This window comes from Fictibacillus tiangongensis, assembly GCF_048083785.1.
Classification (GTDB): domain Bacteria; phylum Bacillota; class Bacilli; order Bacillales; family Fictibacillaceae; genus Fictibacillus.
In genome coordinates this window covers 2,232,634-2,258,975 of record NZ_CP182294.1, presented here as the reverse complement: position 1 = coordinate 2,258,975, position 26,342 = coordinate 2,232,634, and the positions used below count along the sequence as shown (strand labels likewise).

39 protein-coding genes and 1 pseudogene are annotated in these 26,342 nt (G+C 35.7%); 33 read left to right on the top strand and 7 right to left on the bottom strand.

Annotated elements, in window-relative coordinates; genetic code table 11:
• Window positions 1–6 precede the first annotated feature (6 nt).
• Window positions 7–240 carry a hypothetical protein gene (locus tag ACNJYY_RS12095; protein ID WP_197221085.1) on the bottom strand — a complete coding sequence of 78 codons (234 nt, stop codon included), beginning with the start codon at window positions 238–240 and terminating at the stop codon, window positions 7–9.
• Window positions 241–588: 348 nt separating this feature from the next.
• Here ACNJYY_RS12095 and ACNJYY_RS12090 point away from each other — a divergent pair, with 348 nt between their 5' ends.
• The 4 genes from ACNJYY_RS12090 to ACNJYY_RS12075 all read left to right on the top strand — a co-directional run bounded on the left by ACNJYY_RS12090 (window position 589) and on the right by ACNJYY_RS12075 (window position 2,410).
• Window positions 589–1,356 carry a slipin family protein gene (locus ACNJYY_RS12090; RefSeq protein WP_416728699.1) on the top strand — a complete coding sequence of 256 codons (768 nt, stop codon included), beginning with the start codon at window positions 589–591 and terminating at the stop codon, window positions 1,354–1,356.
• An 81-nt stretch (window positions 1,357–1,437) separates the two neighbouring features.
• A complete protein-coding gene (locus tag ACNJYY_RS12085; protein WP_416728698.1) occupies window positions 1,438–1,905 on the top strand; it encodes a hypothetical protein in 468 nt (155 codons plus the stop codon).
• Window positions 1,906–1,915: 10 nt separating this feature from the next.
• The gene (locus ACNJYY_RS12080; RefSeq protein WP_416728697.1) at window positions 1,916–2,050 is read left to right on the top strand and encodes a hypothetical protein; all 135 of its coding nucleotides are present in this window, start codon (window positions 1,916–1,918) and stop codon (window positions 2,048–2,050) included.
• A gap of 18 nt (window positions 2,051–2,068) precedes the next feature.
• Window positions 2,069–2,410, top strand: coding sequence for a hypothetical protein (locus ACNJYY_RS12075; RefSeq protein WP_416728696.1), 342 nt, complete (start codon window positions 2,069–2,071; stop codon window positions 2,408–2,410).
• A gap of 171 nt (window positions 2,411–2,581) precedes the next feature.
• Here ACNJYY_RS12075 and ACNJYY_RS12070 read toward each other — a convergent pair whose 3' ends face one another.
• Window positions 2,582–3,103, bottom strand: coding sequence for an SRPBCC domain-containing protein (locus tag ACNJYY_RS12070; RefSeq protein ID WP_416728695.1), 522 nt, complete (start codon window positions 3,101–3,103; stop codon window positions 2,582–2,584).
• A gap of 39 nt (window positions 3,104–3,142) precedes the next feature.
• Window positions 3,143–3,457, bottom strand: a complete 315-nt coding sequence (locus tag ACNJYY_RS12065; protein ID WP_191755098.1) for an ArsR/SmtB family transcription factor — start codon at window positions 3,455–3,457, stop codon at window positions 3,143–3,145.
• A gap of 108 nt (window positions 3,458–3,565) precedes the next feature.
• Between ACNJYY_RS12065 and ACNJYY_RS12060 the strand changes: the two genes are divergently transcribed.
• The 5 genes and pseudogenes from ACNJYY_RS12060 to ACNJYY_RS12040 all read left to right on the top strand — a co-directional run bounded on the left by ACNJYY_RS12060 (window position 3,566) and on the right by ACNJYY_RS12040 (window position 6,005).
• Window positions 3,566–3,847 carry a hypothetical protein gene (locus tag ACNJYY_RS12060; protein WP_416728694.1) on the top strand — a complete coding sequence of 94 codons (282 nt, stop codon included), beginning with the start codon at window positions 3,566–3,568 and terminating at the stop codon, window positions 3,845–3,847.
• Between the two features lie 128 nt (window positions 3,848–3,975).
• Window positions 3,976–4,422, top strand: a complete 447-nt coding sequence (locus tag ACNJYY_RS12055) for a hypothetical protein (RefSeq protein WP_416728693.1) — start codon at window positions 3,976–3,978, stop codon at window positions 4,420–4,422.
• A 568-nt stretch (window positions 4,423–4,990) separates the two neighbouring features.
• A complete protein-coding gene (locus tag ACNJYY_RS12050; RefSeq protein WP_416728692.1) occupies window positions 4,991–5,245 on the top strand; it encodes a hypothetical protein in 255 nt (84 codons plus the stop codon).
• A 33-nt stretch (window positions 5,246–5,278) separates the two neighbouring features.
• Window positions 5,279–5,491, top strand: a complete 213-nt coding sequence (locus ACNJYY_RS12045) for a cyclase (RefSeq protein WP_066395249.1) — start codon at window positions 5,279–5,281, stop codon at window positions 5,489–5,491.
• A gap of 26 nt (window positions 5,492–5,517) precedes the next feature.
• A pseudogene (locus ACNJYY_RS12040) lies at window positions 5,518–6,005 on the top strand (NUDIX hydrolase).
• A 47-nt stretch (window positions 6,006–6,052) separates the two neighbouring features.
• Here the strand turns inward: ACNJYY_RS12040 and ACNJYY_RS12035 are convergent.
• On the bottom strand, window positions 6,053–6,583 hold the full coding sequence (locus ACNJYY_RS12035; protein WP_416728691.1) for a GNAT family N-acetyltransferase: 531 nt from the start codon (window positions 6,581–6,583) through the stop codon (window positions 6,053–6,055).
• Between the two features lie 267 nt (window positions 6,584–6,850).
• On the opposite strand from ACNJYY_RS12035, the gene ACNJYY_RS12030 reads away from it, so the two are divergent.
• From ACNJYY_RS12030 to ACNJYY_RS12015, 4 genes are all read left to right on the top strand, one after another.
• A complete protein-coding gene (locus ACNJYY_RS12030) occupies window positions 6,851–7,504 on the top strand; it encodes a DUF1801 domain-containing protein (protein ID WP_416728690.1) in 654 nt (217 codons plus the stop codon).
• Between the two features lie 82 nt (window positions 7,505–7,586).
• Window positions 7,587–8,075 (top strand): HIT family protein, encoded by a 489-nt coding sequence (locus ACNJYY_RS12025; RefSeq protein WP_416728689.1) that lies wholly within the window; start codon window positions 7,587–7,589, stop codon window positions 8,073–8,075.
• Between the two features lie 27 nt (window positions 8,076–8,102).
• The gene (locus tag ACNJYY_RS12020; protein WP_416728688.1) at window positions 8,103–8,726 is read left to right on the top strand and encodes a nucleotidyltransferase domain-containing protein; all 624 of its coding nucleotides are present in this window, start codon (window positions 8,103–8,105) and stop codon (window positions 8,724–8,726) included.
• A 2-nt stretch (window positions 8,727–8,728) separates the two neighbouring features.
• A complete protein-coding gene (locus ACNJYY_RS12015) occupies window positions 8,729–9,208 on the top strand; it encodes an NUDIX hydrolase (protein ID WP_416728687.1) in 480 nt (159 codons plus the stop codon).
• A 57-nt stretch (window positions 9,209–9,265) separates the two neighbouring features.
• On the opposite strand, the gene ACNJYY_RS12010 is transcribed toward ACNJYY_RS12015, so the two are convergent.
• Window positions 9,266–9,805 carry a PadR family transcriptional regulator gene (locus tag ACNJYY_RS12010; protein WP_416728686.1) on the bottom strand — a complete coding sequence of 180 codons (540 nt, stop codon included), beginning with the start codon at window positions 9,803–9,805 and terminating at the stop codon, window positions 9,266–9,268.
• Window positions 9,802–10,644, bottom strand: coding sequence for a sialate O-acetylesterase (locus tag ACNJYY_RS12005; protein ID WP_416728685.1), 843 nt, complete (start codon window positions 10,642–10,644; stop codon window positions 9,802–9,804). The genes ACNJYY_RS12010 and ACNJYY_RS12005 overlap by 4 nt, the downstream gene beginning before the upstream one ends.
• Window positions 10,645–10,833: 189 nt before the next feature.
• Here ACNJYY_RS12005 and map point away from each other — a divergent pair, with 189 nt between their 5' ends.
• The 17 genes from map to ACNJYY_RS11920 all read left to right on the top strand — a co-directional run bounded on the left by map (window position 10,834) and on the right by ACNJYY_RS11920 (window position 22,579).
• Window positions 10,834–11,574 carry a type I methionyl aminopeptidase gene (gene map, locus ACNJYY_RS12000; RefSeq protein WP_416728684.1) on the top strand — a complete coding sequence of 247 codons (741 nt, stop codon included), beginning with the start codon at window positions 10,834–10,836 and terminating at the stop codon, window positions 11,572–11,574.
• Between the two features lie 831 nt (window positions 11,575–12,405).
• A complete protein-coding gene (locus ACNJYY_RS11995) occupies window positions 12,406–12,996 on the top strand; it encodes an MEDS domain-containing protein (protein ID WP_416728683.1) in 591 nt (196 codons plus the stop codon).
• 144 nt (window positions 12,997–13,140) lie between these two features.
• Window positions 13,141–13,659, top strand: coding sequence for a hypothetical protein (locus tag ACNJYY_RS11990; protein ID WP_416728682.1), 519 nt, complete (start codon window positions 13,141–13,143; stop codon window positions 13,657–13,659).
• Between the two features lie 113 nt (window positions 13,660–13,772).
• The gene (locus tag ACNJYY_RS11985; protein ID WP_416728681.1) at window positions 13,773–14,228 is read left to right on the top strand and encodes an NUDIX hydrolase; all 456 of its coding nucleotides are present in this window, start codon (window positions 13,773–13,775) and stop codon (window positions 14,226–14,228) included.
• A 181-nt stretch (window positions 14,229–14,409) separates the two neighbouring features.
• Window positions 14,410–15,231 (top strand): GNAT family N-acetyltransferase, encoded by an 822-nt coding sequence (locus tag ACNJYY_RS11980; protein ID WP_416728680.1) that lies wholly within the window; start codon window positions 14,410–14,412, stop codon window positions 15,229–15,231.
• 81 nt (window positions 15,232–15,312) lie between these two features.
• The gene (locus ACNJYY_RS11975; RefSeq protein WP_416728679.1) at window positions 15,313–16,023 is read left to right on the top strand and encodes an HAD family hydrolase; all 711 of its coding nucleotides are present in this window, start codon (window positions 15,313–15,315) and stop codon (window positions 16,021–16,023) included.
• Window positions 16,024–16,209: 186 nt separating this feature from the next.
• On the top strand, window positions 16,210–16,584 hold the full coding sequence (locus ACNJYY_RS11970; RefSeq protein ID WP_416728678.1) for a YciI family protein: 375 nt from the start codon (window positions 16,210–16,212) through the stop codon (window positions 16,582–16,584).
• Between the two features lie 134 nt (window positions 16,585–16,718).
• Window positions 16,719–16,868, top strand: coding sequence for a hypothetical protein (locus ACNJYY_RS11965; protein WP_186320498.1), 150 nt, complete (start codon window positions 16,719–16,721; stop codon window positions 16,866–16,868).
• Window positions 16,869–17,114: 246 nt separating this feature from the next.
• Entirely contained in the window at window positions 17,115–17,531 is a 417-nt protein-coding gene (arr, locus tag ACNJYY_RS11960) for an NAD(+)--rifampin ADP-ribosyltransferase (RefSeq protein WP_416728677.1), read from the top strand.
• Window positions 17,532–17,761: 230 nt separating this feature from the next.
• On the top strand, window positions 17,762–17,962 hold the full coding sequence (locus ACNJYY_RS11955) for a helix-turn-helix transcriptional regulator (protein ID WP_416728676.1): 201 nt from the start codon (window positions 17,762–17,764) through the stop codon (window positions 17,960–17,962).
• Window positions 17,959–18,414, top strand: a complete 456-nt coding sequence (locus tag ACNJYY_RS11950) for a DUF3278 domain-containing protein (protein WP_416728675.1) — start codon at window positions 17,959–17,961, stop codon at window positions 18,412–18,414. The genes ACNJYY_RS11955 and ACNJYY_RS11950 overlap by 4 nt, the downstream gene beginning before the upstream one ends.
• A gap of 160 nt (window positions 18,415–18,574) precedes the next feature.
• Window positions 18,575–19,399: an MBL fold metallo-hydrolase gene (locus tag ACNJYY_RS11945; protein ID WP_416728674.1), complete on the top strand. Its 825-nt coding sequence runs from the start codon at window positions 18,575–18,577 to the stop codon at window positions 19,397–19,399.
• 330 nt (window positions 19,400–19,729) lie between these two features.
• Window positions 19,730–19,969 (top strand): helix-turn-helix transcriptional regulator, encoded by a 240-nt coding sequence (locus ACNJYY_RS11940; RefSeq protein WP_144699746.1) that lies wholly within the window; start codon window positions 19,730–19,732, stop codon window positions 19,967–19,969.
• Window positions 19,959–20,309 (top strand): DUF2178 domain-containing protein, encoded by a 351-nt coding sequence (locus ACNJYY_RS11935; protein WP_416728673.1) that lies wholly within the window; start codon window positions 19,959–19,961, stop codon window positions 20,307–20,309. Before ACNJYY_RS11940 ends, ACNJYY_RS11935 begins: the two co-directional genes overlap by 11 nt.
• Before the next feature lie 130 nt (window positions 20,310–20,439).
• Window positions 20,440–20,982 (top strand): DUF3916 domain-containing protein, encoded by a 543-nt coding sequence (locus ACNJYY_RS11930; protein ID WP_416728672.1) that lies wholly within the window; start codon window positions 20,440–20,442, stop codon window positions 20,980–20,982.
• Between the two features lie 336 nt (window positions 20,983–21,318).
• The gene (locus tag ACNJYY_RS11925; RefSeq protein WP_416728671.1) at window positions 21,319–21,756 is read left to right on the top strand and encodes an NUDIX hydrolase; all 438 of its coding nucleotides are present in this window, start codon (window positions 21,319–21,321) and stop codon (window positions 21,754–21,756) included.
• Window positions 21,757–22,183: 427 nt separating this feature from the next.
• A complete protein-coding gene (locus ACNJYY_RS11920) occupies window positions 22,184–22,579 on the top strand; it encodes a DUF4871 domain-containing protein (RefSeq protein ID WP_416731858.1) in 396 nt (131 codons plus the stop codon).
• Window positions 22,580–22,665: 86 nt separating this feature from the next.
• Here ACNJYY_RS11920 and ACNJYY_RS11915 read toward each other — a convergent pair whose 3' ends face one another.
• Window positions 22,666–23,760 carry an L-dopachrome tautomerase-related protein gene (locus ACNJYY_RS11915; RefSeq protein ID WP_416728670.1) on the bottom strand — a complete coding sequence of 365 codons (1,095 nt, stop codon included), beginning with the start codon at window positions 23,758–23,760 and terminating at the stop codon, window positions 22,666–22,668.
• 329 nt (window positions 23,761–24,089) lie between these two features.
• Here ACNJYY_RS11915 and cidR point away from each other — a divergent pair, with 329 nt between their 5' ends.
• From cidR to ACNJYY_RS11900, 3 genes are all read left to right on the top strand, one after another.
• A complete protein-coding gene (gene cidR / locus ACNJYY_RS11910; protein ID WP_416728669.1) occupies window positions 24,090–24,968 on the top strand; it encodes a cidABC operon transcriptional activator CidR in 879 nt (292 codons plus the stop codon).
• Window positions 24,969–25,141: 173 nt separating this feature from the next.
• The gene (locus ACNJYY_RS11905) at window positions 25,142–25,687 is read left to right on the top strand and encodes an acyl-CoA thioesterase (protein ID WP_416728668.1); all 546 of its coding nucleotides are present in this window, start codon (window positions 25,142–25,144) and stop codon (window positions 25,685–25,687) included.
• Window positions 25,684–26,058 carry a hypothetical protein gene (locus tag ACNJYY_RS11900; protein ID WP_416728667.1) on the top strand — a complete coding sequence of 125 codons (375 nt, stop codon included), beginning with the start codon at window positions 25,684–25,686 and terminating at the stop codon, window positions 26,056–26,058. The genes ACNJYY_RS11905 and ACNJYY_RS11900 overlap by 4 nt, the downstream gene beginning before the upstream one ends.
• Window positions 26,059–26,342: the final 284 nt, after the last annotated feature.

Below are 26,342 nucleotides of genomic sequence, written 5' to 3'. Positions count from 1 at the left end.
GTATAATCAGCTTTTTTGTTGCTCACTCTGATCCATCTGTTGCTTCTCCAACTTCTTAACTCTGTGCAGCACTTGAAATAGAATCGTTGTAATAAAACTGAGTTGAACAAATAGAAAAATTCCTATGAAGAAGGCGGTATCCATTGATCCTCCTCCTAAACTTAACAAAAACATGAGAGCAAAAAATACGATAATCCCTCCGAAAATATTTGCCATAAACACAAACACCCAGTTGTCCATTTCTTTTCCTCCTCTAACCAAAATTCCATATTTTAACTTTAAGCTTTTACATGTTGATTTTAAAGAACAATTTTTTCTAAATGATGTACTTTTTTCCTAAATATCTTGATATAATTTAGTTCTTGGAGAAATGCAAAGCCTTCGTTTAAAATCTTTAAACGGTGTTGCTGATCGGCTTTCTCAACTTTTGGCAACTGGTATACCGCTGTGGAACCAGTTTTGGGTTCGAAGCCCTAGATGAAGCCACTCAATGGCTTTTAGGATTGAACAATTTTGCAGGTAAGACCTCCATTGTTTTCTCCTTGTCTGTTGGGTGGTTTTATACGTATTAAAGTAAGGGGAATTAGGATGGAATCATTTTTAGAATATCTTGTAGTCATTGGGTTCGTGTTTATTGTTGTGTTTGCTATTCTATCGATCATCAAGAAATTTTTTGCTTCGGTAACGGTGTACGAGTATGAACGTGGTGTGAAGTTTAAATATGGGGCTTTTCAGGAGATTGTAGGCCCAGGCAAGCATAAGTATTCTCCAGCCTCTACAGAAATCACGGTTTTTGACATGAGACCGACGATTATGCAGCTGAACGGTCAAGAGTTATTAACGGCTGATCAACTTAGTGTAAAGATTAGTGTTGCCGTAAAATATCAAATTACAGATCCACAAATTCTGATCTCTGAATATGAAGATTATGAAGAACACATCTATATGAACGTTCAGCTTAAACTGCGTGATGTAATATCTTCGCTTGAATTAGATGATCTGTTAGGCAAGCGGAATGAAGTGAATGATTCGCTGCAACAACTTCTTGTTGATAATACGTTTGCTGGATTATCCATCCTCTCAGTAGACATAAAAGATATTATGTTATCTGCTGAACTAAAAAAAGCATTCCTTGAAGTAATTAGAGCGAAAAAAGAAGCGCAGTCTTCACTGGAAAGAGCAAGAGGAGAAGCAGCAACGTTAAGAAGTTTAGCAAATACGGCTAAAATGCTGGAGAACAACCCAGAGCTAGCAAAACTTCGCTTGATGAAGACGATCGAGAACGCGAAAGGCAATACGTTTGTAATCGATATGGCAGATGGCAATCACAGTACAAAAGAGAAATCCAACGCGTAACAAAGAAAGTGCATTTCTTCTAGAAGGAGAAGTGCACTTTTTTATGGAAAGAGTTAGTAGATGACGTGAGGAGTGGTTTGTGTGAATCATCCGTTAGAAGCGGGATTGAAAAGAATCTTACAAGAAGCATTTGAAGGACCACCAAAGCCAGTGACTGTAAGCTATTTTACGAATACAAAACCAGACTCAGGTATTTTTGGAGCTTTGTCTACTTTAACTGTTGCTGATGCATCAAAACAAATCAATGGAACAACACTCGCTGCTCATACCGATCATGTCCGATATCATATGTGGGGAACCAATGAATGGTTGTATGAAGGAACATTTCCTACAATGGATTGGAATAAAAGCTGGGAAATTCAAACAGTTAGCGATGATGAGTGGCTTTCCATTCAGGAAGGATTGAGGAATGAATACCACCGTCTATTAGAAAAGATTGATCATATACAATGGACTGAAGACTTGGCAAATGAATTAGTAGGTTCGTTGGCGCACTCTGCCTATCACCTTGGTGCAATTCAACAAATGTTAAAATTTATGGAAGACTAGGTGAACTAAAATGTATATTGCGGGAATTGCAATCATTGTTACCGTGTTTTTTACTTTACTGGGCATTGATATACAACTTAGAAAGAACAATAAACAAAATGAAGAAATCATAGAGCTGTTGAAAGAGATCAAGGAAAAATATTAAGTGATCTAGGAGTTTTTTATGGAAATTAAAGTTCAAGCTGAAATCTATCGTTTAGGTCTTTTTATAGGCTTTTTTAAGATGAAGCATGTCATCGAATGGGCCGATCAATTAATAGAGAAGTTGGATCAACCTCCATACGAAATTCTTGAAATCTCGTTATCTTCTAACTCAACAATAGCTTCGGTATGTTCAAAGTTAACCGATGTAAAAGGAAAGTATGATCAGGCGCTTCCGATCCAAGGAATTCTGAGTCTACTTCATGACGAACTAATTCAAACAAGTGATGTAACACAAATATGTACCTATATGTATCGTCTTGTTGGTCACATCCCAGAAAGCTGTGAGGATTTGGAAGTATAAATAATTAATGTAACAACTTCATGGGATTTAGCGGTTGACGGCTATTATGGAGATGTAGAGGATGCTCGTAATGAGATTTATGAATTTTTAAGTGAGTTTGAGTTGTTTAGGGTTTAAAGTAAATGAAAAAGCGAAAAAAGCATATAGCTTTCTTCGCTTCAATACTTATAATTATTTCATTTCTGCTAATAATTCTTCCAGCTGGTTCCAGGTCATCGTCACACCTTCTAGCATACCCATGTCTAGAACTGTCTTCACATCATCCGCAGAAGCATATTCTGCACGGTTGATCAGTTTTGTTTGGTTGCCTTCTGAAACAAAGGTTAATGTAACTTCTGTTTGTGGCATTTCTTCTGAAACATTGCCTTCCGCATCTGAAAACGCGTCTACGCTTTTGATTTTTTCTGGTGCAACAATTTCATGAAATACCGCTCTGCCCCAAGATTCGTGTCCGAAGTATTCTTGACTCTCATCTGTGCATTTCATGCAATAATGCCAAACACCTTCAGGACGGAATTCGAACTGTTTGATCGACATGGTCCAGCCAGCTGGAGCCCACCAGCGCTTCAAATGTTCTTCTTCAGAAAAAGCTTTAAACACAAGTTCTCGAGGTGCATTAAAGGTACGTTCTAACACCAAAACATTTCCTTCTATTTTAGAAGTTATTTGATTCGTTTTGTTTTCAACAGTCATTATTAATTCCTCCTTCATTTATGTAGTACCGAATATCGTTTATTTCATGTCTTTTAAATAATCATCTAAGCGGTCGAACCGATCTTCCCAAATGTTTCGAAAGGTATCAAGCCATTCTTCCAGTTCCAAGAAAGGTTGTGACTGCAGCTTATAGATCCGACGATTCGCAATAGGTTGAACCTCAACAAGCCCAGAATCACTAAGTACACGTAGATGCTTCGATACCTGTGGTTGGCGCAGCTTAAGGCTGTCGGCAATTTCTCCTACAGTGAGAGGACCAACTCTCAAAAGCTCAACAATGTGAAAGCGATTGGGCTCGGCAAGTGCATGCAATGTTGTTAGTTTCTCGCCCATAAACTGTTCCTCCTTTCATAATCAATATAACTCATAAGGAATATTCTTGTAAAGGAATATTTAAAATAACCTTTCGACATGATCTGCAAATTGAGGTGTTTTATTAACATGGCTAAGTTAAACAAAGTGTCTTTCTTTTTATCGCTGATGTGTGTGATTTTGTCATTTATACTTCCTCATAATAACTTGATAACAAGTGCAACAGGGATACATAAACTGAGTATAATTTTATGCTTTACTTTCATGACTTTAGTGTTAGGTGTTATAGGGCTTTCTGGTGTTCAAGGTTGGAAATCCATGTTAAGAAGTTTCATTACGATTGTGGCCACACTTTTAACGATGACAATTGTTATTGTTGTTATGTTTTTCGGTAAATTACTAAGTAACTAATCACAAATACAATAGGTAGGTTTGAGTTTATGTTTTGAATGGTTAAAAGGGATTTTGGTGTTGTATGAATGAAACCTAGTACATGCTATAAACGACTTAATATTTAGAAGGGAATAGGGGGAGTAAATGTGGCTAAAAAAGGTCGATTAGGTCTTGTTCTTGCATTTTTACTGATTTCAGGCTTCTTTACGTATTACATCCTGAACGCTAAACCACCATCAGCAAGTGCTAAAACAGAAACAAACATCACGATTCCCGTTAAGCAAGGCAGTTATTGTTGGGACGGATTTTTAAATGGCGGGTGCAAAGATATGGTTGAACCGTTTATGATGAACGATATTGAGCCGGTTATCGTTGCGCCAGGAGAGAAAATTGAGATCTCCTATAATCGCAAGCCTGTTAAAGTGTCTAAAGAAGTAATGGTTTGGTCTAAGAGTCAGTTAGATTCCAAAAGTGTAGATTTGGAGGATGGAACCTTTGTAGCCCCTCAACAAAGTGGAACCTATGCGGTGAGTACGCACGGCAATTGGAAACGCGGATCAGCAAGTCATGTGTTCTTTATTAAAGTCATATAGATGTTAAACGAAAAAGTAACCCATCATCGGTTTGTTCAGATGGGTTACTTGTATAGCTTATTTTCGTTATTATTTCTTCTTTCTTTTTTCCATTTCTTTTTTTACTAAAGGAACGACTTTGTCTTTAATTCCTTTTTGTACTTTAGGATTGCTTAGAACTTTCTTGATTTGTTCCTTCATAAAATCGTGCCCCCTAAAATTGTGATAATCTTATCTTTCCCCTTTTGTTATAGCAGTTAAACGCGTATGTAAATATGAAAAGCCGCCCCGAAAGGCAGCTTTTGTCTTAACCGATTCTCTTTTTGTTTTTCTTGCTCTTTCGTGCTTTCTTGCAAGCCAATAAGCCATCTAAAATGCTAATAAAACTACTCAAAGAAGACACCCCCATCTATCTCATGTTGAGAAAAGAATAAGAATCTCAATAATCCCTATTCTCTATATCTTATGCCAAGCTTGTCTTATTTGATTGGACAATTGGTGAATCTAGTAAAAATGATTGGAGAAGGAATAGTTTGTTGCTTATCGAAATTAATGCTAGATGCTTGTTTTGATAAGTGGGGTGCGAGCAATGGAAGAAGACCTTCAGAACGTGAAACAACGTATAGATAAACGGTTAGAACAATTAAACGATCAGATTAAAACTGATGCTCCATTTAACGATGCCATGGATCATTATGGGAAGATTGAAGGCTATCCAACTAAAAATCTTTCCAAAGTGAATTTTCAAGGCCTTCCTATAACAATCCGCATTCTCGGCTACTTTTTTCTTGGAACGATGGGTTTGGGGATGATTACAGTTCTACTTTTATCGCTGTTTAAATAAATCATTATATAAACCATGGTGAGGTGTTCTAAAATGGATAAACGTGTACAATTCGACTTTGAAATCGACTTTTCGAATGGCGGGGGATTGCAGGGTCAAGAATTCCGTCTAGATCTGCATGGAGATGATATTTCGGATGAAGAGCTGGCAAAGTATATTGTTGAGGATATGAGATTGCTGATGGTTGGGGAGGTCAGGATCTTAAACAAGAAGATCATTGAGGAAAAGCATAAACGGAAATCGTAAGTGATTTTAATTCTGGGGGTTACATGTTGAGTACTACCTATGTAAATTGGGGAGAATCATTAGTTAAATTAACTTGGAAAAGGTCGAGGATACTTCCTCCATATCACTTAATTACAAGTGTTCACGGATTTTGTTTCAAAGAAGATAAGTTATTATTGGTAAACTTGAAACATAGGGGATGGGACTTTCCCGGAGGTCATATTGAGCCAGGTGAAACCGCTGAAGAGTGTTTCAAAAGAGAAGCACTTGAAGAGGGTTATGTTGAAGGTGAGTGTAAGATAGTTGGTTATATTATCGTGGATCACAGTGAGAATCCACACTGGACGGAAAGTAGTAACTATCCCAAAATTGGTTATCAAATTTTTTACAAAATGCATGTAAAAAAATGCTACACTTTGATGGGGCTTTTGAAGCTTCTCAACGTACGTTTATAAATTCTAACAGGATTACATCTTACTATTCTAAATGGAACGCCGTTTATCAAGAGATTTTAGACTGTGCGATTCTACAATAAAGGCCCTCTGATTAGAAGGCCGTTTTCTTTTACGTTTTAAAAAAACATCACGAAAATGATTCAGAATATTGAACAACACCAGTAACATCAGCTAAAGAATTCTCCGTTAACTCAAGAGCCATAAAGACTTCATCTGGTACATCAAAGGGAGCTTGAATTCCCCATGTGCTAGCCCTCTTGAATCCAAACTTCGGATAATAATCTGGATGTCCTAACACGATGACGGATTGATAGCCTAACTCCTTAGCAGCTGATAGCGCAAAATTAATGAGTAGACTCCCAACCCCTTTATTTTGATACTCTGGAATAACTGAAACCGGTGCGAGTGCCAGTGATTCAACAGCTTTCGTCTCGTTAACAATTTTAACTTTTGAAAATAGAATATGGCCAATGATCTCTTGGTGGCTGTTCTCAGCGATTAAAGAAAGTTCAGGTACAAATGCTTCTGTTTTCCTAATCCGGTTTACTAGTAGATGTTCTTTCTTATCACTAAATTCCTCTGATTCAAATGCACTTCTAACGAGTTCTTCCGTCTTCTTATAATCTTCCGTGCGTTCGACTCGAATTTTCAAATTCATTCATAGCCTCCTCATCATTCTAATAAACCCTTATTTTCTATTATTGGCCCCTTCTTCCTAGAAAAGAAGGTTTACTTGCCCAGCTCTAAACATAAGTTGTTCAAACAAAAAACCTCCATATGAAATATGTTTTATCGTATTTAGTTTTTAATCTCACGTCAACATGAGAAAATAGTTCATGAAGTTAGTTTTTACAAAAGGAAAAATTGTATTTACATAGAAATGATAGAAGTTGATGAATTGTAGAACGTTGAGGGGGGCTAAACGATGGAAGTAGATATGTTAAATCCGAAAGTAGATGAGTTTTTGAAAGATGCAAAATCGTGGAGGGAAGAGTTTGAGCAGTTGCGAAGAATCGTATTAGACTGTGGCCTCTCTGAAGACTTTAAGTGGATGCATCCGTGTTATACGTTAAACGGAAAGAATATCGTACTAATACATGGATTCAAAGAATATTGTGCTTTACTGTTTCATAAAGGAGTTCTGCTGAAAGACGAAAAGAAGATCTTGATCCAACAAACTGAGAATGTTCAATCAGCGCGTCAAATTCGATTTACGAATGTTCAAGACATATTAGATATGGAAAGCACACTTAAGGCATATATTCATGAAGCGATTGAAGTAGAAAAATCAGGAGTAACGGTGCAATTGAAGAAAACAGACGATTACTCAATACCCGTTGAATTTCAGGATAAAATGGACGAGATCTCTGATCTAAAAGATGCTTTCGAAGCTTTAACGCCTGGAAGACAAAAAGCGTATATCCGGTATTTTGCAGAAGCCAAACAGTCTAAAACTCGCGAGGCTCGCATTGAAAAATATATGGACCAAATTCTTGATGGAAAAGGGTTAAATGATTGTACGTGCGGTTTATCAAAACGTATGCCGAATTGCGATGGCTCACATAAAAGTATTCAATAAGAAGCTAAATGAATCTAAGAAGTGAAGGAGACAAAAATTTGTGAGTGGAAAGCGAAATTAGTATCTTTCTAGGAGAGTAGTTATGTACACACATATGCCACCGAACTATATATGTCCCTTTTGTTTAGTCGTTCAAAGGGTTGAGGACCCCGACAATAAACTGGTCCAGAGCAAGCAACAAGATATTGTTTATCACGATGAGTATGTAACGGCGCTCATCGCAACGTTATGGTGGCCGAACAACAAAGGTCATGTGATTATCATTCCTAACCGGCATTATGAAAATATCTTTTATCTGCCACTCGACATCGCCGCTCACATTCATAAAGTGGCTCAGCAAGTGTCTTACGCATTAAAGGATTGCTACAAGTGTGATGGAATCTCCACAAGGCAGCATAACGAACCAGGTGGAAGTCAGGATGTTTGGCATTATCACCTGCATGTGTATCCTCGGTATTTTAACGATAATCTTTATCTTACTCATGGCAGTCTTAGCGACCCAGCGGACCGTGCCGCTTGTGCAGCAAACCTTCGAGCATGGTTTCAGGTACATACAAACTTAAAACGTTAATCATTACATAAAAAGAGGATGTCATTTATGAATACACATACCGAGTTAAAAGAGATTGAAGCTTATTTTTTGAAAAAATATGATTGCCACACCATCATTTTGTACGGATCCTATAGTCGAGGAGATCATACAGAAGAAAGCGATGTGGATCTTATCTGCTTTTCAGATTCCGTAGTAGAGGATACGAACGAGGTTGAGTTTATCGATGAAAAGCAGCTCGATGCCTGGATCTATCCGACAGACAAGATGAAGCAGTCTGAACCATTTCTGCGTGTGCATAAGGGAGAAATTTGGATCAACAAGAAAGGCTTAGCAGAAGAGTTCTTAGCTGGTATACATAACACTTTTGAGCAAGGTCCGAAACAATTAACTGATGATGAAAAAGACTTCCTGAAAAGTTGGCTTAAAAAGATGCAGGTCAGATCGGCGAAGAACGATTTAGAAGGAAACTATCGATTTCATTGGATGCTAAAAGACAGTTTGGAAATCTATTTTGAATTGAAAGGTGAATGGTTTTTAGGTCCTAAAGTATCTTTTCAAAGGTTAAAAGAGAACGATCCTAAAGCTTTTGATCTTTTTAATCGTGCATTATCAATGGATGCAAAGTATATAAGTTCTAAAGAATTAATAGATTACCTTTGTGAGTTGTAAAAGTGAAAGTAGTTTACGAGTTTAGGAATCCTAACGAATATGAGTTTGTGGATTTTATTTACGTGAAGGAAGAAAAGCTTGAGGATTTCGATCCACTTTCTGGCTCCTTTTCTGTAATAAAATGTGAGGGCAAATTCCTTATGGGCTTTAACTCTCTACGGCGACAGTGGGAGCTGCCAGCAGGAAAGAGAGAAGCGGGTGAAACACCAAAAGAATGTGCGATTAGAGAGCTATTGGAGGAAACAGGACAAAGTGTGACAGCACTAAGTTTAGTAGGTTTAGTTACTTCAAAACATGTAGAAAATGGATCTCTTAAACGAAATCCCGTATATTTTTCTGAGGTCGCACAATTGCAAGCGTTTGTAGAGAATGATGAAACTACAAGGATCATGCTTTGGGATATGGAAGAACAAATTGGTAGAGTGGATGCACTAGACCTGAAAATATTAGAATGTTTGACTGGAACTACAACTCATAACTAAACTATTAAAAATCACCCATCATTTTTTAATGAATATTGATGGGTGATTTGTTTTAATTTATATTGTAGCTTCCTCTATGTCTGCCTTCAATTCTTTAAACCATTTTAAATTTACTAAATGGTGAGAACGAGAATTTTCGTTCATACGGCGAAAATAGTCAATCTTTCCAGGTAATTCCTGATGGTTAGATAAGTACTCATCTAGAAGAGAAATTCTGGCTTCAGTTTGTTCGATCTGGGATTGGATACATTCCAGTAATTTATTGTTATCGAATACATCTGCAAATAATAACGTCCCATAGATTGGTAATTTTACATATTCAGATTTCGTTCCATATTTGGTCATTAACTTATCAAACTCTTCTAAGCCTGAAGACGTGATTTTAAAGGTGTGAATTTCACGACTGTTGTTCGGACGTATTTCGTGTGTTTGTTCAATCAAACCTTTTTCTTCAAGCTGTTGCAAATTATAATAAAATGATCCTTTCGTAAAGTTAACGATATATTGATAATGCCGTTTTTCCATTAAACTTAATAGTTCGTATCCATGAGCGCCAGAGTTTTGTATTAGTAAGCCAAGGATTAGTAAGGGAATCAAGAAGGCATTACCTCCGCCATTTTTGCTTCAAATTCAGCATATGTGATTTTACCTAGAGCTAAATCCATACTGTGAATATAGATCTGTTCCGTTTTTGAATAGTTATTGTTTATTTTTAATGATTGATCCTCATCCGAAAGGGGCTCTAAGATATGACACTTTCTCGAAAATGCTTCAAAATAACGAAAGCCGAATTTTCGTTGTGAAACAGCGTTGAAATGAATACCATCCGGATTAGAAGTTAAGCCTTCTGCGGATACAAAATAACAATTTTGCTGCTCATAAGCAAATCGCCGTAACTGTTTGTTGATCTCTTGAAACTCTGATGAGTACTTTCCAAAACCTGTTTTTCCTAAGAAATCGCCAAGCTCACCAATCATTACTGGGACATGATGAAGTTTTAATTCTTTACGTAAAGTTTCAATGATCAGAGATAGCTTTTCGTAATACGTTTCATGTAGAGAATTATGGCTATCACTTTCACCTTGATGCCAAAGTATGCCACAAATTTGACTGTTTTCGAGAGCAAATCGAGCTTCAGACAAGGCATGTTGAAAAAGAGTACCTTGTGGATGCCAATCGTCCAAGGAACTGCCACCTTCCGCACAAGGTATCAAACCAATTTTTTCATTCTGGTTGGCTTTTGCAAACGCCTCTGCAAAGGAAGCAGCCAGACTTACACCAGCAACAGGACGATCATAATTGATGGGTTCTGTCATCATTTGCCACTGTCCGTTGCGCAGCACTTTTATTTTTTCATTATAGATAGGTTCTACCTCATGCAAGAAGCCTCGACCTGCCATATTGGATTGCCCTAACATTAAAAAAGATTTAATCATTTCAGCTTCATTCCTTTACTTAAATAGTCTAATTAGACTTGTTTATTATAATAAAGTCTAATTAGACTATCGTCAACTTGCTACTAGGCAGCAACAATTAATTTACATGCGTATTATTTTTTGAGAAAGTAGAGGTAATATAAATAATATATAGTGAATGATGATAAAAAATAATGAGGTAGGAAAAAAATGATTGCAAAAACAGAAGAAGATTTTAATGGGTTGAAGGATATTGGCAGAATTATTGCCTCAGTTAGAGATGAATTAGTACAAAGAACAATTCCAGGCATAACGACGAAAGAACTTGATGATATAGCCGGAGAGTTATTAGAAAAAGCAGGTGCAGTTTCAGCTCCTAAGGGTGAATATGACTTTCCTGGGTTTACGTGTATCAGTCTTAATGATGAAGTCGCTCATGGTATTCCAGGTCATCGGGTTATTCAAGAAGGGGATCTTGTAAATATCGATGTTTCTGCTTCAAAGAACGGTTATTTCGCTGATACTGGAATCTCATTTGTAGTAGGACAAGGCGATGAAGTATTAACTAGATTATGCGACGTTGCGAAAATGGCATTTGATGCAGGTCTTAAGAAAGCTAAACCGGGTTCCAAAAAAAGCAGAATCGGAAAAGCAGTATATGAAACAGCGAAACAGCATGGATTCACGGTTATCAAAAACCTTACAGGACATGGTGTGGGACGTAGAATACATGAAGAACCAGACCATATTTTAAATTATAACGATCCATGGGATCATGAATTATTGAAGGATGGGATGGTTATCGCATTCGAACCATTTATATCAACCTTGGAAGAAGAAGTTTTCCAAAAAGAAGACGGTTGGACCTATGCTACTGAAGAAAGCTATGTAGCACAAGTAGAACATACGATTATCCTTACAAAAAATGGTCCGATTATAGTCACTTTATAATTTTTAATAGTATTTTCAGCTACCAGTGTTCAGGATATTTCCGAAGGTGCAGGAAATTAGCATCGGGTTAATGTACCGACACTATAAAACTAAAGTAGATTTATTTAGTGAACTAGTTTCCTTCGCTGCAGCAGAATTAGAAAAAATCTTCGAAATGTTTCAAGGCAAAGAGTCATCGATTGAACTATTATACAGTTTACAGTGGGTATATTGAATGATCTTGACAAAGATGTTGCATTTGCAGAACTACTCATGCTTATAACTTGTCCAACTAACAACTGTTTTTGGCGAGTCATGAAGGGATGAAACTATTTTTTAAGTTGAAAAATATCCTACAAAATGGGTGCATTTCTCTAAGAAGGAGATTTGCACTTTTTTATTGAACTAATTGAAGAAAGTAACAGGATTGTTGAATCAGCACGAGTGAATTAAAGGAAGAAAATTACATATAGATCAGGAGAAAGTATTTAGATGAACAAAAGCAGATACAGGAGATCTATTAGAGGTATATCCAGGGAAATTAGAAGTGAATTATTATTTGAATTGCTATGGAACATCTTAACTTTTATTCCAAGAATGATTTTCCGCTTTATTAAAAGCATCTTTAACCACTATTAAACAATCGTAGCGTTTATACAAGAAGGATTACCGCCCTATTTCATGGAATTTATTTACAAATGATTTGGATTATTGAATAAGCACGGAGATTTTGAAAAAACACTACCATATGCAATTTATGAAGTATAATGAAATAGATATTAAAATGTATGGAAATAAATTATTAAATATTATCATTGTATTCCTATTACAGATGAAGGAAGGGGACAAGTCATGAAGGATAAAATTACTCAACAAACTAAAGAACTTCAGCAATCCAACGGTGGTCATATCTTCTACGAGTACCAGAATATTGAATCTTACATAAACAACACTGTCTCTTATGTCCTAGCAGGAATTGAACAGGGAGATCATGTTATCGTTATAGAGAACGATCGACTTTATCCACTGATTGAAGAAGCAATAAAAATGGAAGTAAGTAAAGACGATCTACATAAAATTCACCGTGTAAATAACTTTGATTTTTATTGTTTCAAAGGTGATTTTAATACTGAAACTGTCATCTCATATTTCAAAAAGTACGTTGAACCGTTTCTGGAAAAGAACATTTCTATCCGAACCTGGGCGCATGTTGAATGGGCTGATAAGGAGCAATTGGCTTATTACGTGGGTGAATATGAGAAGGAAGTCGATAAAACGGTGATTGAATTCGGACTGACGACTATTTGTGCTTATGATCAAATAAGAGTTACAGAAGAGCTCAGACAAACTTTATTAAGCTGTCACCGTTATTACATGACAGATAGTGAAGTCCATTGTATCTCAAAAGACTTAAAACCTTACCGTATGTTGAATGCTCTTTGATTAAAAGGCAAAATCCAAAAAGAAATATACTTCATTTCTAAAAAAATGCATTTCTTTAAAAAAGGACTGCATTTTTTATTGTATTAAAGAACAAAAGGGGCAGGGTTACGGTTAATAAAATTAGGGTTGTTTAAAATAGGGGTGATGAAAATTAAAATGGGTTTTGGGGTTTTAGTGGCTATTGTAATGTTGGTTGTTTTGATTTTTTGGGGAATTGAATATAACAATAAATTAGCGTTTAGTACAAGTCCTGAAGAAGTATTATATCATTCTGACAAAAATACCTATAGTATTCAGGAAATTGTACATGAAGAAGTTTATTTAAAAGATAAATATGGATATATCTTATTTTTGACAGAGGATAAAAAACCAAAAGATTCACTTGTCCTTGCTGAGTTTAATAAAGTCAGAACAGGTTGGGAACTAGAAGGAATGGTATTAAATTCTCTCGAAGGATTACAATCAGTAGCTGACGGTAAAAATCGAACATTATTTGGTCTAGCTCCTTTAGACGCAGATAAAGCAATGTTAGGGAAACGTAACGCTCAACTTTTTTCAACAGAAGATAATAAGAGAAAAATATGGTTCATTTATAAACCGTCAAAAACAGAACTGGACGCACTCCCAATCTTTTATAATAAGGAAGGGCAGAAACTGTCATAACAAATGTTTATTCAACAAAACTTTGCATTTCTTTAAGAAGGAGAAGTGCCTTTTTTATTGAATTATACGGTGTTGTAGATTATTACATCTTTTTAAGAACTGAGGCGAAATGAATGTCACAAGATGGCATAGTTTTAGTTGTAACGGCATCGATTATAAATGATGATAAATTTTTAATTATAAAAGAGAATAAACCAAACGCTTTAAATAAATGGACTTTTCCTGGTGGACATATTGAGTATGGTGAGGACATTCTTTTTGCGGCCAAGAGGGAAGTGAAAGAGGAAACAGGTTTGGACATAGAACTGGTAGGTACCACTGGTGTCTACAATTTTATTAGTAGTACGAACAATCAAGTAATCCTATTTCATTTTATTGGTGAAGTCATTGATGGTCACATAAACCTTGAAGAAGAGGGGATTACTGAAAGTAAGTGGATTAAGGTGAATGAGCTTGCAAAATTTAAAAAAGAGGATTTACGAGAACCACATGTATTAAACCAAATAATTGATAACTTACTAAAAGAAAAGGTACATTCTATCAGTCTTTATAACGAAAAAATGTTTTAATTTATTTAGAACTAAACACAACACGCCCCCAAACCATTTTGTAGCCCAAGAGATAATTGAGTAGTTCTAGTATAGATATATTTAATTTCATGGATGAGTACATTTCTTTTAGAAAAGGAATGTGCTCTTTTTTATTGAATGTATAAAGGCTTGTACTTAACTCGCAATAAAGGAGACCACTATGTTAACTCAACAACAACTTCAAGATATAAAAAATTTACAAAAAGAGTGTGAGGTTCATGATCGTATACAGCTAAAACTTAACTGGGATATGCTGGAGAATCGTGAATCTAATCAACTAGATTATCTTCACTATAAAAACGACGAACTCATTGGATTTCTTGGCTTGTATCCTTTTGGTTCTACAGTCGAAGTTTGCGGCATGGTGAAACCAAGTGATCGACGCAAGAGACATTTTCAGAATTTGTTTGAAACAGGTATGGAATCAGCTAAACAATGCGGATATAAAAAAATCTTGTTAAATGCCCCAGCTGGTTCAAGGGCAGCAAAAGAGTTTTTGCTTAAAATAGGTGCTGAATATGCATTTTCAGAAAATCAAATGGTGTGGGAAGAGAAATCCATACAAGCTGTAGAAGGAATTACACTTCGACAAGCAAAAGAAGAAGATTTAGACATGTCTATTCGTATATCGATAGAAGCATTCGGAATGACCCGAGAAGATGCAACTTTAATGGACCACTCATTTAAAAAAGAAAGAAACACCGATATGTTAATGATTGATGTGAACAAAAGTACAGTAGGAAAAATACGTGTTTCACGAAAGGATGGAGAGGCATGGATTTATGGGTTTTCCATTTTGCCGGAGCATCAAGGGCAAGGTATTGGCAGGAAAGTGTTACGTAAGGTTATAAACGAGCAGATTTCAGCAGGGTATTCGGTGCACTTAGAGGTAGAAACCAAAAATGACAATGCCCTTGGCTTATATCAAGCAGTAGGGTTCAAAGTAGTCCATTCACAGGATTATTATAGGTATGTAATGTGAGATAAATTGTTAATACATGCTTTTTTTGCTAATTCGGTTTGAATACTTTTCGTACTTTCATCACATAGGAAAGAGGTAAAGATGAAAAAAATCAGTTTGTTGTTATTTGATCTAGATGACACTTTGTTAAAAAACTCTTTGTGGTTTAATGATGGTTTAACTCATTGCGTAGCAAAACATCCACTTACATGTCAGTTAAATTCATCAAAATTCTTAGATACCTTTAATCATCCACCAAGATTTTTGATAGAAAAATTGAAATCGAGTGCGTACAGCCCATCAGAATTTAAGCAAGCAAGATGGGAATATGCTCTGAAGCAGTTTAACTTATCACTGGATATAGAAGCATTAGATGAATTGGACACTCTTTTTTACAAGACGGGGATAAATTTAATAACAGTTAACGAACAATTAACAAGTTTAGTTAAAGATTTGGTTAGTGCATTTGAGCTGGGAATTGTCACGAATGGTCTTTACGAACCACGCCAAAAGTTGAATAAAATGGGATTAGGAGAAATGTTTCCGGAAGGTAACGTTTTTCATGCAGAGCAATTAGGTTATAGAAAACCCAACCCAAAAATCTATTGGAAAGCGCTAGAATATTTTGATAGAAAACCAAGTGAAACTTTATTTATTGGGGATTCATGGACACATGACGTAATCGCTCCAATTGAAATTGGTATGAAAGCCATATGGGTAAATATTAATAATGTATTACCGCCAACTTCCCATAAGCCATTTGCAATTGTAACGGATATAACGGAGATTCGAGATGTGCTTTTAAGTAAATAAGTTTAGTGCTATTTCTATGACATGCAGAATTTCAGCGTGTTGCTTTGTTAGTACAACCCGTACAGAAACAGAGATTTCTACTGAAGATTAAAGGTTATACAGAAAAATATTAAAATCCTGTCGATTATATAGATTGTTGATCGTTGTATGAGTGGATAAAAATTTGAGTAATCAGGAGAGATGATCATGATATTTTTATGTATGGGCTATTACAACCCTGAAAAAATGGATTCACGTCCAAGGGCGGAGATTGAAGCCATTATGAGCGAATGTCAGCCACACATTGAGAAATTTTATGATAGCGGTGAGGTTCTGCTTGATGCTGGTCTCGACACAGAGTCCAAAAGCTTGCACCGTGAGGATGACAGGGTAATCGTAACAGATGGGCCATTTACAGAAACTAAAGAAATGATAGGCAGTATTTTCATGTTTGAAGCGGAAAACATGGATGAGGCAATCCAACTTGCTTCTTTACATCCAACAACTCAAGTGAGCAAGGGGGAAGAGTTTGGCTGGCGCATAGAAATTCGTCCCGTGCACTACTTGAAAAACAATAAATAAATAGGGTAGAATATCATATTCAAGTGAGGCAAGATAACACAGTTGATTTGTTCAACAAATAATTATAAGGTTTCTTTTAGCAAACTAAGGTATAGTATATAAGATGATTGAAGAAGAAAAAGTAGGTGAACATTTTGGGGAAATATCAATTGGATGACAAAGCTCAGGTAGCCGTGACAAAGTTTCATGAGAAACAGACGCCTGCCAGATTTGATAAAAAGAAGCATCTTGAAAAACTACGTATGGAGTTTTTAAAAAAGAAGCAAAAACAAACAGATAAATAATAGGAAAGAAAACATAGGAAGTTTATTTGCTTCCTATGTTTTTTATTATATGTATTTTTTAGTATCTTCTGTAAAATCGTGAATTTACTAAGAACGGTAATACTACGTCTGCGTCTTAAATTAAGCAATAGCACTCTTTCTACTTTAATTATACTCCGAATGCTAGATAAATAATAGACTACTCTTTCTTGGATTTTACTCATATACTGTTGTAAACAAATCAAAAAAAGTTAGAGGTGTCTATGGATGAATGATAAAAAAGAAGTCTTAGATAAAGGTCCTTTCTTTCATGGTACAAAAGCTGAATTGAAAATTGGTGATCAATTAGAACCGCTATACCTATCAAATTATCAAGACAAAAAATCTAACTATATCTATTTCACGGCTACATTAGATGCTGCCAAATGGGGTGCTGAATTGGCACAATCAAAATCGAAAGAGAGAATCTATATTGTAGAGCCTCTAGGTGAATTTGAAAACGACCCGAACTTGACCGATAAAAGATTCCCCGGAAACCCAACAAGATCCTATAGATCCAAAGCCCCTTTGAGAATCATCGCTGAATTAAAATCATGGGAAAGGCATTCAGAGCAAGAAATCAATCAAATGCTTACACACTTGAAGACTTTAACTGAACAAGGTAAGAATGTAATATACGATTAACCACTGTTTAAATGTATTAATTAGATACAGTAATTTCCCTATAGAATTTTAGACAACCCCATTTCAATCTTAATTAAAATGGGGTTTGTCTTACGTTTTGTCATCCTCACTGATAAGGTGAGGATTTTTTTGTTAAAGGTTTAAAATGTAAAAATTGACATAATTTTAAGGTTTATGTAATATATAAATTGCATATGTAAACTATATCTAACATCCAGCTGAGGTGGGAAATGAAGAATAACGTTAAAATGACTAGAATGAATGCCTCCATTACTCAGGAACAATTAGCGAAAAAAGTTGGTGTGACTAGACAAACGATCGGTCTTATAGAAAAAGGCGAATTTAATCCTAGTCTTCAGTTGTGTATTGCTATAGCTAAAGAACTGCAGAAAACGTTGGATGAATTATTTTGGGAGGTCGATGGGGAATGAAATCTTGGATGTCCTTTTTACTACCGGATGATGAATACAAAGAAAGAAAGATGTTATATTTTTTCTCTGAGGGTGCAATCCTTCTTTTTCTTTCCCTTTTTGTCATGCTTATTGGCAACAAGACTTTACATCTGGATGCACAAACAATCTTACTTGTAGCTATGGGTATCTTCCTTTTTTATGTGTCAGGCAGATATATCTTATCTGGCATTGAATACACAGATATTTCAACAGAGAGAGCCTATAAAAAAGAGTTAAAAGCAACAATCAAGAAAACGGTTGGTTTTATTGTTATCTTTTTAACAATCTATCTAATAATTATTGGTGTACCTACGAGTTTGAACAAATGGCTAGAAATATCAGGGTTGTTAGTAAGTGTTAGTATAGTAAAGTTTTTATCTACATATATTTCTTTAAAGCGGTCTTATCAGAAGAATAAGGAACTAATGTAAATTTTTTTTGTACTACCATATGCAATGATTATGGATTTTCAACCTTACGAGATCATGTTTTCGTAAGGTTTTTTCTTCTTGTGATACTAATTATAAGCAGGAAATTTCTAATTATTTCCTTCAGTGATTATAATCTGAGAGAGATAGGAGGGGAAATACCGTGCATAACTATATTTGTAAGACGTGCGGGGTTCAATATGAAGCAACTTTACATGAACCAAAGTCATGTTCCATCTGTAAGGAAGAAAGACAATATGTGAGCTCAAAAGGGCAATCGTGGACAACATTAGAAGCGATGGTGGAAAGCGGCAACTATAAAACAGAAGTTAGTGTTGAAGAAGAGAATCTATATCGTGTTCAGACGAGCCCGAGCTTTGGAATCGGCCAGACGGCATACCTCGTGAAGGGTAAGGGATATAATGTGTTATGGGACTGTGTGACTTACATAGATGAAGGTACGATTGAAACCATTCAGCAGCTCGGTGGAATTGATGCGATCGCACTATCACATCCTCATTATTATTCCACTCAAGTGGAATGGGCTGAAACATTTGATGCTGCACTTTATATTCACGAAGATGATAAGAAGTGGATAACAAGAATGAGTGAAAGAATCGTGTTCTGGTCGGGTGACACGCTTGAACTTAGTGAAGGCATCGTCCTTCAGAGAATCGGTGGTCATTTTAAGGGAGGCACCATCCTTGAATGGAAAGAAGGGAACCAGCAACAAGGTGTTCTTCTTTGTGGTGATATTGTCCGTATTGTAGCGGACCAGGATTGGGTCAGTTTTATGTATAGTTATCCTAACTTTATTCCTTTACCAGGTGCTACGGTTGAGAGGATCGCTCAGCGTATGGAAGAACTAAACTTTAATCGTATCTATGATGCTTTTAACCGAGTGATCAAAGAAGATGCTGCAGAGTCCGTTCAACGATCAGCGAAGAGGTATGTTGATGCGCTAAATGGAGTGTTGTTCCAAACATAATTATTAAAAACCGAGCTCAATATAACTTTTCACGAAGAACGATCGCTCATATCAATTTTGATTAAAGTAACCTACCCTATTGTCTGGATGGACACAGGGTGGTTATTTTTTTATTTAGACGTCAACTCGGGCAATTAGTATATAGGTGTGAATTCACATTATTATTCAACGAGCTGCTTCAGCTCATGCCTCTAGTTTTGGATAAACAATTTGTTACCCAGCTTTTATAAAAGTAATTCAAGTTAAATTATAAGCATTTTATAATAAAGTATAAGTTTACTTTACTTTTTGTAAGAAATTAGTTTATAATAAATCAGAAGAGGTGATGTCATGAAGAAAGACTTTGGTGATTCCATTTCAAATAAGGTTTATGAATATCGCGTACTTGCCAGATTGTCGCAGCAAGAATTAGCAGAAAAAGTCGGGGTCTCCAAACAAACCATTTTTGTAATGGAAAAGGGAAATTATGTACCCACACTGTTGTTAGCTTTTCGAATTGCCGAATTCTTTAAAGTTGATGTAAACGATGTTTTTACTTATATGAAAGGAAATGATGAAAATGGAAATTAAGTCGATCTCAGATATTCCTGGTGCAGCTTTTTACCCTTTGAAGTCATGGGCGGAGCAGTCCACTAATAATTGGAACATTCTTTTAGGCATTGGTTTTTTATTGTTAATGGCTAGTATCGTATTAGCTTATGTGTTCTATAAAAAGATGGGTAATGAAGATGAACGTACAAAAAATATTCATTTGAAGAGCAGCTACTTTATGCTGATGACGATCATTCTATGTGACATTGTTTTTCCTACAGAGTATATGGTGAACATATTCTTCTTATACAAATATGCGTTAGCCATTTTAGCAAGTGGTATATATTTAGTGGTTCAATATAAGAGGGATTTTCTGTGAGTTTGATAGTTTAATGACTTCGCAACGAAAATCGTTGCGTTTTTTTTATGAATCTAAATCTCCCATTCTACAATTTGTCCAGATTATGGAATTTATGGTATCGTAAATTTATGTTAATAAAAGGGTGGTTATGGTGAATAATTGGAGATTTGATAATGGATCGAAAAAGAAACTTAGGGGATTAAACAGAAGGTACACGACTTTAATTAAAGAATTAGAAAATAATATGGAAACAATGCCGGATCTGAATGAAAGCAGTCTAGGTTACTGGCATGAACATTTACCTTTTAATCAAGAATACGTAGATTCTAAGAAGACTCCAAACAGTTTTAGAAGAGGGATAATGCAAACATTGATTGACCAAGTCGTTCATTTAATAAGTACTAAGAAAGATGATCACACAAATTATAGAATTTATACCGTCATATCTCTTCCTAGTTTGTTTGACTCTCAAATTACGATACTACCTGATGAAAGTTGGTTTGAAGGATATTTTGAAAGGAACTCTGAAGAAGAACACAAATGGATCCCTTTAGATAAGGACAGAGATCTTATAAAAGAATGGCATCTGAAAGCTCCTTCTAACCTAGAAGTAAAGGGATTTAAGGAAACCATTTCTGACGAGGACTACTATCATGAAGGGGAAGTTTGGTTTATTGGAGAATTAAGTTAGTATTATTGTGCATGTGGTTACGAAAGGAAGAAAAAATGGAAATAGAAAAATTAATAGAGATCCTCGCAATTGGACATGATATAGAATTTGAGTTTCAGGGTGAAGAAAGATCACAAACGCTTGATCTTATTAGATTTATTGGATTTACCACGTCAATAATCTCTACACTTTTTCTTTTAAAGATCAATCAATTTAGACTTAGCGATCACCATAAATAATATGATTTCTAAGTATAAAACAGCAATTAGGATTTAAGTATCTCTTATTCAGCTGTTTGTGTTCATTTCTTTAAATAGAAATGGGGGAGTAGATATTATAGTCAAAGGAGATTTCTTTATGTTCGTTGTAAATGTAGAAGGTGCTATCCACCGAAACGGTAAATGGCTGTTAATCCTTAGAAATGAAAAGGAGTACGCTGGTGGATCACTTTCACTAGTTGGTGGAAAGTGTGAAATTGAAGGTGTTTCTTCTGATATTCTTGAAAGGACTTTAAAACGAGAAATTCTTGAAGAAGTAGGTAGCGAAGTTGCAGATCTAAGATATGTAAATAGTTCTTCCTTTGTTACTGAATCAGGGATAAATGTCATTGATATTGTTTTTCTTTGTCACCATAAATTGGGTGAACCTTATGCAAAAAGCAGAGAAGAGGTAGACGAAGTTATTTGGATGACTACTGATGAAATTTTAGCACACACAAACTTACAAGCATTTTTAAAGGAAAACATCAGACTAGCTGATAAAATGCTACAAGATAATATGAATTTGAAACATTAGTAGTACATAATCAATGATGGGTGTATGTATTGAAGTAAGTTAAGGGATGTATAGTAGGTTCTTATTCAACTACCGGGTTATTTTTTTTAACATTTTTTAAACAAAGGGGGTTGAATCAAATAAAAATACTTTTAAGAAGTCTTATTTTTTTAACTGGTTTATATTGTGTAGTACATATAATATTCGGCTTAAGATTTAACTTCATCATTAACTTGGCTACTAATATGATTCAAGCTTTATTTTTCGGATTTTCTTTTTTATACGTAAGTTTATATTGGAAAGAAGCTAAAAAAGAAAACTAATTAGTAGCTGCCTCACTATTTTATTTGTTTATTTCTTCATCAATCGGTTGCATTTGTTAAAGAAGGCGAAATGTACTTTTATTGAACTATTTTTAAAGAAGATAGGGAATCTTGTATGAACATTTATTTTCATACTTGCTGCATGTAATCAAGACAGATGGGAAGAAAGTTCTTCATTTGAATCAGGGAGTTATAAGATGATTGGTGAAAAAGATAAACTTGGCTTTATCTACGAAAATTCTGAAGTTGATCAATTTACTCCTAATAAAGTAAATAAATATATGTGGCATGTTTGGGGTCCAGATGTGGCATATAAGATGCTAAAGGTCGAAGCCGTTTTAGAAAATTCTTCTAAGCGATTACATTTATTCGAAACTAGTTTAAGTGGAACACCACATAATGGTGCAGATGATGTTACGTCATCAAGTATGTCGTTGCCGAAACCTGGGATGTGGAAGTTGAATGCATACATTGATGATAAATTATTTGAATCAGTTTATGTTAAAGTACATAAAGAATAACAATTTATGTATTTACAATCGAGGGTGCGAACACTATAGATCATGTAAAGGAACAGTTTATGCAATAAACTGTTCCTAAGTTATTTTCAGAATGTCGGTGCAGGCAATTCATCTATGTGCATGCGAAGCAAACTATACGGTTTCTCTCTTAAGTCCCTTCCATAATGAAACCTGGCCTGTCGGTGTAATTGGTTCACAATCATATATAAGTACTGATCTGGGCCAATCGAAAACGTATCCGGCCATAAAAGCCTTGGGTCATGTGCAATGGTTTCCATGTTTCCGTTTGGCATAATCTTTCGTATGCTGTTATTTTCATAATCCCCTGCATACACGTTACCTTTTGCTCCGGTGATCATTCCGTCAGATGCACCTTTTTCTCCCCAAAACTCTACGAGGGAAAGTAGATTCCTCTCATGTATCGTTCTGTCTCTTAGAGCTTCTGTTGAAATGGAGAACAGATGACGGCTCGTTAATGGACAAAAAAACAAAGTTTTACCGTCAACAGATATCGCGATACCATCAGACGCCAGTCGGAAGGGAGAAATGGAGCCGTCCTTATTGCGGTTCATTAGTATTTTACCTTCTACTTTTGGCAAGAAGTAGGGGTCGGGTGATGTAGGAATGGCTCCACTTAGCCGTCTGAATGCGTTTCCGGTTTCTAAATCCACAACAATGATTGCTCCTGGACCTTTAGATGATGAATCTGTGATATAGGCATAACCGGCTCTTCCTACGCGGAAATCAAAGCGAACATCATTCAAATATGTGCTTGGCAGGACGACTTCTTCTGAAAAAGTATATACAGTTCTGATTGTATTTGTTTGTAAATCAATAGCGACCAGTTTTGCTCCCCCTATAATTGGTTCAGATAAATTGGGTGCAGCTGTATCCAATACCCAAAGTGTTCCCCTTCCATCCGCCACTACACTTTGGACACTAATAAATGACATCGCAACGTTACCAGGGTTGGTCAAATTTGTTTCTATATTTGGATAGGGATGCAATTGATTTCCCTTAATTTCCGCCACCGTAAATTTCACGTCATCTCCCCATTTAGGAAAGCAAACGAAAATCCGTCCGGTTTCTGACACAGTAACGCCAGTAGGCATAGCGCCATAAAATGAATGAACGAGTTCGAACTTACCGAAATATTTTTCCATAGGCAGCATCAATTTCATCACATCTCCTTCATACGAACTGAGCCGATATTATCTTTATATGAAACGCAGTTTTTCTTGTGCATGGCTAAAATATGAGAGGAGCACTTGCTTTTACTTTGATTAAACTTTCTACTGAACATAATAAAAACAGAAAGGTTGTTAGAAAATATTTAAAACGTAAGAGGATTTTGGTGTTACCTATACATACGTTTGTCTGTACTAAAAATTTGTAAGAACTTCCTGATAAGTGGCTTTTTTTGCAGTTTTAAATGTAGTGTTTGGTAATTTATTTTGATAAGCTACATACTAAACTCAACACATTTTTCAATATGAATGCAGGTGTCGTAATGGATATTAAACAATTACAATATTTCATTGAGGTTGCAAAATACAACAGTTTTACCCGTGCAGCTGAAGAATTGTTCATCACTCAGCCAACCATAAGTAAAATGATTAAAAATTTAGAAGATGAATTAGGGTTGGTTCTATTTGACCGTTCCAGCAGAAAGAAGCTCATATTAACCGATGCTGGGAGAGTAATCTATGAACAGGCTAAACTCGTCGATAAAGCTTTTAACAATTTAGAATCTGAAATGGATAATTTGTTGGGACTTCAAAAAGGACATGTCCGAATTGGATTACCTCCTATTTTTAATTCTCGTCTCTTTCCGAAACTGGTGGGAAGTTTTCATGAGAAGTATCCAGCCATTACATTTGAATTGATGGAGGATGGATCGAAGAAAATTGAAGAAGAGGTAGCTAGTCATCTCTTAGATATTGGAGTTGTTGTATTGCCTACAAACAATGATATCTTTCAGTACTTTTCATTTATGAAGGAAGATCTGAAACTCATTATTCACCCTGATCATCCACTTGCCCAATGTGAAGTAGTTGATCTTTCGAATCTCAGCAGTGAATCTTTTATACTATTCAATAAGGATTTTGTATTGCATGACCGCATCATCACTTCTTGTAATCATGCAGGATTCCATCCTCATGTGATCTCCGAAAGCTCACAATGGACATTTATTGAAGAGATGGTCGCTTGTAAACTCGGTGTTTCTTTATTACCTGAAAGTATTTGCGAGCACCTTACCACAAAAGTAAAAACAATGAATGTCGTAAATCCCTCAATTAGTTGGGAACTCGCTCTTATTTGGAGAAAGGATCAATATCTATCCTTTGCCGCAAAAGAGTGGCTGCGTTATGCCAAAGAACAACTATAAAGAATAATGCTAAAGACGATTCCACATGAATTGTCTTTTTTTATGCCGTTAGGGCATACATGTAAGCATTTACATAGATGATGTCTATGTTGTAAATGAAAAATAACCATTTTACTTCATGCTATTTCAGGCGTACACTTGGCCTGTAGATGGAAACTTACATTCTGGAAGGAATGATTGATTTGAACAAAAAGAGAGCGCGAGAAAGCCGCATTATTAATACTGATCAGGTTATGTCCCTGGATCTAAATAATTATAATACGTTATTCGGCGGTGTTTTGATGAGAAAGCTGGATAATAATGCAACATTATCCGCACGCAGACATGCCAGAGTAAAAGAATGTGTAACAGCTTCAACCGATTCAATCGACTTTTTACATCCTATCCATCAAACAGACTCTGTCTGCATAGAATCCTTTGTCTCATACACCGGCAAAAGCTCTATGGAGATTTTTTGTAAAGTGATTGCAGAAGACATGATAACAGGCGAGAGAAGAATTGCTGCGACTGCCTTCTTAACTTTCGTTGCTTTAGGTGAAGATAAAAAGCCCGTAGATGTTCCACAAGTTATTCCTGAAACAGAGGAAGAGATATTCTTATATGAAACAGCAAAAGAAAGGGCAGAAGTCCGAAAGCTGAGACGATTAAAGAGTAAAGAATTAGCAGCTGTTATCTCTCTGGATAAACCGTGGGATGTAAAAGAGGAGGTATATGCATGATTACATTATGCAGCCAAAACGAACTAAAGTCAGCTCAATCTGCACTAAATAAATTTGAACAATCCTATCCTGAGCTTTTTGAAAAGCTGATCCATGTCATTCAATTAACCCGTACCATGCAGTTGAAGTACCAGTACATGGGATGTTTAATTATGAATGAGGATCCGGAAAATGCCCAACCTCAATTTGTTAGCGGATCTGTTATTCGTCTATATAAAAAAGAAATCCAGCGATTAACTAGTGATAAGGATATTGATGAAGTAAGAAAAGTATTCACTGAGTTTAAACATACCGGATACTCCAGACTAAGCCAGCTTGCTCTAGGGAAAACACCTGAATCATTAACAGGCAGCTCTTTCATTATTCAATAAACATCAAAACAAGTACGTATTTTCGGACTCGATTTGGTGAATTTAGATCCTTTATATACCGTGAATGATGTAAAACAATCATAAATTACCATGGTTAAGCCAGTTTTAACCTTGGTTTTTATATTACTGTGTTTTTCAATAGTAGCAACAATACCAATATCAAAACAAGAATAAAAGGCCTTGAACAGTGATTTTCACAAGAATTCTGATCAAGGCTTTTTTTTGTACGAAGATATATCAAATAGTATTGTGAACATAACTTCTGATGGAGTAAATTATCTGAA